This is a genomic window from Embleya sp. NPDC059237, assembly GCF_042754105.1.
GTDB lineage: Bacteria > Actinomycetota > Actinomycetes > Streptomycetales > Streptomycetaceae > Embleya.
Window position 1 is genome coordinate 74,040 of the sequence record NZ_JBHZAE010000020.1, and the last position, 7,709, is coordinate 81,748.

Sequence of the window (7,709 nt, forward strand, 5' to 3'; positions counted from 1 at the left end):
GCCCGGCTCCAGGCGGGGCCGGGCCGGGGGGGGGGGCGGGGGGGGTGGGGGGGGGGGGGGGGGGGGCCCCCCCCGCGGGGGGGGGGGGGCGGGGGGCCCCCCCCCCCCCCCCCCCCCCACGACCCGGCACAACCCGACCCACGAAGCGTCCGCGCGCCCACCCCGGGCGCGCGGACGCTTCGTTCATGGTGATGTACGAGACGAGCATCTGCGCCTCCGCATGCGCTTCGGCGATGATGCAGTCGGCCCAACCGGCATCCGACAGGGTCCACGTGAACGACAGCGAAGCGTTCATTCCGGGCATGTTGCCGGCCACCGAGGGATCGGCGCACGAATCGCCCGAATCCGACCCGCGCCATCGGTCTCGCCGCGGATCCGCACGTCGAGCACCGCCGCCGCGCCCACCCGCGCGTCCCGAACCGCCTCGGCCCGCACCGCCGCGTAGTACAGCCCGGACACGGCGTCGCCGGGCCCACCCGGCCCCACCGCGGCCGGCCCGGCGGTCAACGGGCCCGGGTCGCGCGGGACCCGATACCGAACCGTCCACACCACCTCGGCCCCCGGCCCGATCGGCGCGCCCGGCTCCGGCTCGGTGACCGCGACCCGTTCCGTGTCGAACACCCGGATCCGGAAGTGTTCGGCTCGCCGGCTCCGATTGCGCACCAATAGTCGTGCCTCGACCACCTCCCCGGGCCGCGCCGCCACCCGCGCGCGCTCGAACCCGACCTGCACGGCGACCCCCGGATCGCCCATCCGCTGGCCGGCCAGATCGGCTCCGCACAGCGGCCCTTCGCAATAACCGTGACGCTCGTCCGGGACCTCGGTCCCGCACAGTCGGCAGTGCCCCGTAGCACTCATCGCTGCCCCCGAAAAGTCGATCCCCCCGTCCGCAGAGACGGCCGACCGACCATCCCCGTTCCGTGTGCACCCCCGGATAAGGGAAGGCCCTCGTTCCCTCACCCGTTCCCGCACGGTTGTGGGCCCGTTCCCCGCCGGTTCCCTTTCCGCCCGCCGGGCCCTTCCCGCTCCCCCTTCCCCGCTTTCTCTCCCTTCCACCTGATCGCAACCTGCACTAACGTGCCGCCACGCCCGCCCCGACCACCCCCACGGCCCCGGCCGGACCGCGATTTCCGGCCGTACGGCGCCCGGCGAACGGCCGGCCGCGGGAGACGAAGCACCAGACACGACAACGGAGTCCCCATGGCAACCCCCCTCAGCGGCGCCAAGATCGTCGTCACCGGCGTCACCGGCCAGGTCGCCGAACCCGTCGCCAAGATCCTCGCGCGCGACAACGAGGTCTACGGCGCCGCCCGCTTCCAGGACGACGAGGCCCGAGCGCGCCTGGAGGCCGCGGGCGTCACCTGCGTGCGGATCGACCTGGCCGCCGGCGACGTCGCCGCCCTGCCCGCCGACGCCGACTACGTGGTCAACTTCGCGGTGGCCAAGAACGGCGACTGGGACCTGGACCTGGACGCGAACGCCGGCGGCGTACTGTCGCTGATGGAGCATCACCAGGCGGCCCGCGCCTTCCTGCACTGCTCGTCCACCGCCGTCTACCAGCCCGCCGGCCACAAGGAGTTGGCCGAGCACGCGGCGCTGGGCGACAACCACCGGGTCTGGTCGTTCCTGGAGACGTACAGCATCTGCAAGATCGCCGCGGAGGGTGCCGCGCGGTGGGGCGCGCGCCGATTCGCGCTGCCGACCACGATCGCGCGCCTGTCGGTGCCGTACGGGGACAACGGCGGCTGGCCTGGCATCCACCTGGAGATGATGCTCGGCGGCGTGGCGGTCGACGTGCACTCGAACACGCCCAGCATCTACCACCCGATCCACGTGGACGACATCGCCGGCACCCTGCCCGCGCTGTTCGCGGCGGCGACACCCGAGGTCACCACCGTCAACTGGGGCGGCAGCGACCCGGTGAGCATCGAGGAGTGGTGCGGCTATCTGGCCGAACTCACGGGCGTGAAGCCCGAGTTCAACGCGACGAACGAGACCATCGACTCGGTCACCCTGGACCTGACCGCGATGCACACGATCACCGGCCGCACCACCGTGCACTGGAAGGACGGGATGCGCCGGATGGTCGAGGCACTGCACCCGGAACTGCTCGCGTAGCGCCGGCGGCTCCCGCCGCCGGGATCAGGTGACGATCGCATACTCGGTGACGGGCCCGAGTACCTGGAAGCCCAACTTCCGGTACACGGGCTCGCCTTCCGCCGACGCCTGGAGCACCGCGACCGCGTGCCCCTCCGCGAGCGCCGTGTCGAGCGCGGCCCGGGTCAGCGCCGCGCCGTAGCCGCGCCGGCGCTCGGCGGCCACGGTCGCGATGTTGTACACACCCGCGACGCCGGCGTGCAGGAACACCTCGGCGGTGGCCACCGGACGCTCGCCCACGTAGCCCACCAGGTAGCGCGCGGTGGAGACCAGGGCCGCGTCGGCGGTCAATTCGGCGAAGCGCACCACGTCGGGGACAGCCGGTGTCCACAACGACGCGAGCACACCCGCGTAGTCCAGCAACCCCGCACGCGTACGCACCGCTTCGATCCGCAGCCCCGCCGGCCGCTCCGCCGCGCCGGGTTCGCTCGCAGACAACGCCGCCCACATCGCCACCTCGCGCTCGCCGACCGGCAGCCCGTACGCCGACAACCGCTCGGCCAGGTCCACCGGCCGCGACCCCTGGGTGACCCACCACGAGAACGGCCGCCCGGTCGCGGCGACCCGGCGGACCGTACGTTCGACGACCGCCCCCACCGTCTCGGCGCTCGCGCGCGTGCCCGCGACGATGTTGTAGGTGTCGTGCCCCAGACCGCTGTCCGCGACGATCACCTCGTCGTCCTCGAACACGCGCATCCCCGGGGTGACCCGATGCAGGTGGCACGCGTGCTCGGCGAGATTACGGTCCATGGCTTCGATGTGTGTGCGCATCCGAGCATTCTCGCCGGCGCCGGATCCCGCGGGGTGATCCGATGCCCGCCATTCATCTCCGGTCGGTTCACATTGTCCGCCGCGCACGCAACCATGGAGAGCAACTGCCTCATGGCGGCTGCCCGATGGCGACCGCCCTACAGGCAGGTAGGGAGGAGCACCATGGACGGACTCGTCGTACTCGCCGTGTCCGTGTGTCTGCTCGGCCTGACCGTGCTCCTGGTGGTGCGCTCGCTCGGCCGACGCGACCTCGGCACCGCACCCCCGGATCTGCTGCGCGAGGACGCACTCGCCGACCTCGAAGAGGTCGAGTGGACACCGAGGGACGAACAACCCCGACGGACCGACACCGCCGTCACCCCGGACCCGCGCACCTGCCGGTGATCGCGGGCCCGGGGCCGGTCCGGCTAGGGCACCTCCGGCACCTCCGGCAGCTCCGGGGGCTCCGGGGGTGTCTCGGGTCGGGTCTTGGCCTGGCCGGTCGGGGCGTTCGGCGGCGGTTCCGCGTCGGCGGCCACCACCTGGGCCCGGGCCCGGTCGATCCGCCGATGCCAACGCGCCACCCCGGGGTCGTGGACCGGGTCGGCGGAGCGGGACAGCGCCACCCCGTAGCCCAGTTGCGCGCGCTGGAGCCGACTACGTGCCCGGGCCGCCTTGCGCCCGTGCTCGCGCCGGGCCGCCTCCACCGCGTCCTTGCGGGTCTTGTTCGACGCGAGCGCGGCCAACTCGCGCAGCGGCAACAACTCCGGCTCGTCGCCCACCGCGCGGGCGAACCGCCGGAACTCCTGCCGGGCCGCGAGCCGGTAGACGTAGCTCGCCACGGCCAGTACGACCAGGCCGTTGAGCACGATCTGCACGATGGTCAGGTACCAGTCGGTGCGCCGCAGCACGATCTCCGCGAGCGGCGAGTTGTTCACGAAGTGCAGGCCCCAGGCGACCACGTACAGCGCGATCGCGGCGGCCACGCGCACCGGCAGCGGCCGACGCACGCCGACCAGCACGTATGCCACGCCCGCGCCGGTCATCGCGGTGAACGCCGCGTGGCTCCACAACCCGTTGACGACGGCCCGGACGAAGAAGCTGGCCACGACGCCGCCGGTCCAGATCTCGCCGGACTGGATCGCCGCGTTCAGCCCGTACAGGATGTTCTCCACGACCTGGAAGCCCAGGCCGACCAGCGCGCCGATCACGAAGCCGTCGAGCACGCTCTCGAAGACCCGGCGGTTGATCAGGATCAGCGTCACCACGCCGAGCAGTTTCAGCGTCTCCTCGACGATCGGCGCCGAGATGGAGGCGCCCCAGTCGGTGGAGAACTCCGGATCCAGCTTGGCCAGATAGCTGAGCAGGTTGTCGTTGGCCACCAGGGCGAATCCGGTCGCCACCAGGCCGCCCCACAACACCGCCGCCACACAGAACGACAGCGGCTCGCGCTCGAACAGGTCCAGGTGGGTGATCACCGCGAGTGCCGGGATCAGCCACAGCGTGTTGATCACCACGCTCAGCACCAGCGCACCCGACGGAGCCGCCGAGGACAGCCGGACGAAGTTGGGCACCACGCTCGCCGCACCGAGCGCGAGCACGATCGGATACAGCCAGAACGCCGCCCGCGTGGGCTGCACGATGCCACCCGCGTCCCGGCGACCGCGGCGGTCGGTCAGCGGAGCCACACTCACGACGCGGTCACCTCCACCGAGTCGAGCATGGTCACCACGTCGTCGGCGATCGCGGCGGTCAGCGGCGCGGTGTGCCGGGCGGTGAGCGACACGCCCAGTCCCTGGCCGCCGGCGACCAGGACGGTCAGTGTGCCGGCCACGGTGTGTCCGGTGATCGGCGCGACCAGGCCGGTGAGGCCGCGCGCGGTGGTCACCTTGGCGGGGTCGCCGCCGACCCGCCCGCGCCCGGTCGCCGCGTGACGGCGCGCCGCCGCCCGGAACGCGCCCGCCGCCGAGGACTGCCGGCCCAGCGGGGTCAGCCGATACGTGGTCGCCCCCTTGACCAGCACGCTGACCAGATCGGCCTGGGACGCGCCCCGGTCGACCTGCCAGCCGAGCGCGGGCTGGTACCGGAAGGTGCCCAGCGTGACCACCTGCCCGGCCCGCACCGGCGCGGCGCCGACCACGGAGCGGTTGAGCAGGTAGGGAACCGCGATCAGGATCACCATCACGACGGCGACGACGAACGTCGCCCGCAGCCCGTGCGGCCCCCGCATCAGGCGTGACCACAACCTGCCGGGATCCGGTTTCGAGGAGTTCGACGAGTTCGCGGAGTCGGGGGAGGGCGGTCGCGGGACCGGTGCTGTGACGGACAAGCGCGGCTCCTGTCGGTGGGAAACCTGCGGGGGCAGGGTCTGCGCCGGTACCCGCGCCACTTCGGAAAGTCACTCCGCCATCGGCCGAAGGGGTGATCCGGTCACGGGGAAATCACGAAAACGCTGTTTACGTCCCGCCGATTGATGGACGGCTGTTACAGAGCAGCCCGATCACCGTTTCACCGCCCGGTTAAGGTCGTTTTTGTCAACAGCACCCCCCTGACGCCTGCCGGAGCTCTTCCCTTGAACCCCCTTTCCGCACGCCGTCCTCGCGCGACGGCGCTGCTCGGCGCCGTACTGCTCGCGGTGACCGCGGTCGCGTGCGGCTCCTCGTCCGGCGACTCCACGGTCGACCACGCCAAGAGCACGGCCACGCCCCGGCAGTCCGGCGGGCAGTCCTCCGGTCAGCCCGCGAAGCCCCCCGCCCCCAGCAAGGTCGTCATGCCGACCGGGCCCACGACGAACTTCACCACGGCGACGACCACCGCCGTCGGGCCGATCATGATGACCAGCTACACCGGTCCCAAGTCGGGCGTCACCGGCAAGGTGTGGGTGTGGCTGCCGCCGGAGTACAACGACCCGGCCTTCGCCAAGCACGGCTTCCCGGTCCTGACGCTCTACGCCGGCGGACAGAGCAACGGCTACAACACCTGGACCGACAACCAACTGCCGATCCAACAGATGGCCGTAGCCGAGAAGAAGGCGGGCAAGACCCACCCCTTCATCATGGTGATGCCGGTGCAAAACCTGGAGAAGGACGAGAAGCGCAGCCTGGAGTGCAGCGACATCCCGGGGCAGCCGAAGATGGGCACGTGGATGTCACAGGACATCCCCGACCTGGTCAAGGCCAACTTCCGCACCCTGCGCGACCCGGCGGGCTGGGGTCTGATGGGCGCCTCCACGGGCGCGTTCTGCAGCGTGAAACTCGCGCTCCAACACCCCGAGCAGTTCAAGGTCGCGGTGCCGATCGACGGCTACTTCAATCCGGACAGCCCGCTGTGGAAGGGCCACGAGGCGGAGCGGCTGGCCAACAGCCCCGATCGCATGATCGCGGAAGGCAAGGCGAACATCGACGTGCTCGCGACCGCGGGCGGCGGGGACGCGGCCGAGGTACGCCTGGTCAAGGCCTTCGTCGCCAAGGCGGCGCCACCCGTTCGCATCGAGTACTACGAGCAGCCCGCCGGCAGGCATCTCACTTCGCACTTCAAGAAGATGATTCCCGACCTGCTCGGCTGGCTCGGCCGGCACATGCCCCCACCCACCGCCGACTGACCGTGTCCGGATCGTCGCTGAATCACCCTGGAAGACGACAGTGAGTCTGACCGGTACCCCCTTCTACATAACGACCATCGTGCTGGCGATAGCGGCCGTGGTGCTGGCGTTGTTCGCGTGGAACCACATCCCGGGCCCCAAGCCGGTGAAAATCATCGCCCGGCTGTTCATGCTGGTCACCTGCCAGTTCACCGCCATCCTGATGGTCTTCGTCATGGTCAACAACGCGAACAGCCTCTACGACACGTGGGACGACTTCCTCGGTACGGGCGGCAGCCACGTGGTCGAGGCGCGCGAGCCCGCTCCGCCGCCGGCGCCCGAGCAGAAGCTGCTCACCAAGTTCGATCCGGTCGGTGACGGCAAGATGGGCGAGGGCGTCCAGGAGACCACCCTCAAGGGCCCGCAGTCGGGGGTCGAGGCCGAGGTCTACGTGTGGCTGCCGCCGCAGTACAAGGACCCGGCGTTCGCGGACAAGAAGTTCCCGGTCGTCGAACTGCTGCCCGGCTACCCGGGTTCGGCCAAGGCCTGGTTCGGCACGCTGGACGTGAACAAGCAGCTCAAGAGCATGATGGCCAAGGGCGAGGTGGCCCCGTTCATCCTGGTCTCGCCGCGCACCAAGCTGCTCGCGGGCCAGGAGGACACCGGCTGCGCGGACGTCCCGGGCAAGGCCAACGCCGACACCTGGATCTCGGGCGACGTGCGGCGCATGGTGATCGACAACTTCCGCGCCGAGTCCGACCCCAAGCACTGGGCCATCGCGGGCTACTCGGCCGGCGCCCACTGCGCCACCCGAATGGCCCTCCTCCACCCGGACCGCTACGGCGCCGGGGTCAGCCTGTCCGGCTACAACGACCCCAAGGGCGAGTCCGACTCGGTCACCTCGAAGGACCCGGCCCTGCGAATCTCCTCCAACCCCCTGACGATCCTCAAAAACGCCCACCAACCCCCAAAGGTCGCCCTCTACATGGCCGGCGAAAAGGGCGACGGCTTCGGCGACGCCCAAGCCCTCAAGGCCGCCGCCAAGCCCTCCACAGCCATCACAGTCGCCGAAATCTCCGGCGGCGGCCACGGCACAGACGTCTGGCGCCGAATGGTCCCCGACGTCTTCCGCTGGCTGACCAAAACGATGGTCTGAACAAAGGCAACGTAAACTCAGCCCGGCCGGCGCTTGAGGCCAAACAGCCCGGCCGGCGCTTGAGGC

At 71.0% G+C, this 7,709-nt stretch carries 8 protein-coding genes; 4 read left to right on the forward strand and 4 right to left on the reverse strand.

All coding sequences use genetic code 11. The annotated features are described in order from the left end of the window. Positions 1–291: 291 nt before the first annotated feature. A complete protein-coding gene (locus tag ACFXKZ_RS42255) occupies positions 292–858 on the reverse strand; it encodes a hypothetical protein (protein ID WP_380010056.1) in 567 nt (188 codons plus the stop codon). Between the two features lie 342 nt (positions 859–1,200). On the opposite strand from ACFXKZ_RS42255, the gene ACFXKZ_RS42260 reads away from it, so the two are divergent. Further along, complete coding sequence (locus ACFXKZ_RS42260) at positions 1,201–2,118, forward strand: NAD-dependent epimerase/dehydratase family protein (RefSeq protein WP_380010059.1); 918 nt, start codon at positions 1,201–1,203, stop codon at positions 2,116–2,118. 24 nt (positions 2,119–2,142) lie between these two features. On the opposite strand, the gene ACFXKZ_RS42265 is transcribed toward ACFXKZ_RS42260, so the two are convergent. Beyond that, positions 2,143–2,928, reverse strand: a complete 786-nt coding sequence (locus ACFXKZ_RS42265; RefSeq protein WP_380010062.1) for a GNAT family N-acetyltransferase — start codon at positions 2,926–2,928, stop codon at positions 2,143–2,145. 162 nt (positions 2,929–3,090) lie between these two features. On the opposite strand from ACFXKZ_RS42265, the gene ACFXKZ_RS42270 reads away from it, so the two are divergent. Beyond that, entirely contained in the window at positions 3,091–3,312 is a 222-nt protein-coding gene (locus ACFXKZ_RS42270) for a hypothetical protein (RefSeq protein ID WP_380010065.1), read from the forward strand. Between the two features lie 23 nt (positions 3,313–3,335). On the opposite strand, the gene ACFXKZ_RS42275 is transcribed toward ACFXKZ_RS42270, so the two are convergent. After that, complete coding sequence (locus ACFXKZ_RS42275; RefSeq protein WP_380010068.1) at positions 3,336–4,601, reverse strand: PrsW family intramembrane metalloprotease; 1,266 nt, start codon at positions 4,599–4,601, stop codon at positions 3,336–3,338. Beyond that, the gene (locus ACFXKZ_RS42280; protein WP_380010071.1) at positions 4,598–5,236 is read right to left on the reverse strand and encodes a hypothetical protein; all 639 of its coding nucleotides are present in this window, start codon (positions 5,234–5,236) and stop codon (positions 4,598–4,600) included. Before ACFXKZ_RS42280 ends, ACFXKZ_RS42275 begins: the two co-directional genes overlap by 4 nt. Positions 5,237–5,479: 243 nt before the next feature. Here ACFXKZ_RS42280 and ACFXKZ_RS42285 point away from each other — a divergent pair, with 243 nt between their 5' ends. Then, complete coding sequence (locus tag ACFXKZ_RS42285; RefSeq protein ID WP_380010074.1) at positions 5,480–6,508, forward strand: alpha/beta hydrolase; 1,029 nt, start codon at positions 5,480–5,482, stop codon at positions 6,506–6,508. A gap of 40 nt (positions 6,509–6,548) precedes the next feature. After that, complete coding sequence (locus tag ACFXKZ_RS42290; protein WP_380010077.1) at positions 6,549–7,643, forward strand: alpha/beta hydrolase; 1,095 nt, start codon at positions 6,549–6,551, stop codon at positions 7,641–7,643. The last annotated feature ends 66 nt before the right edge of the window (positions 7,644–7,709 follow it).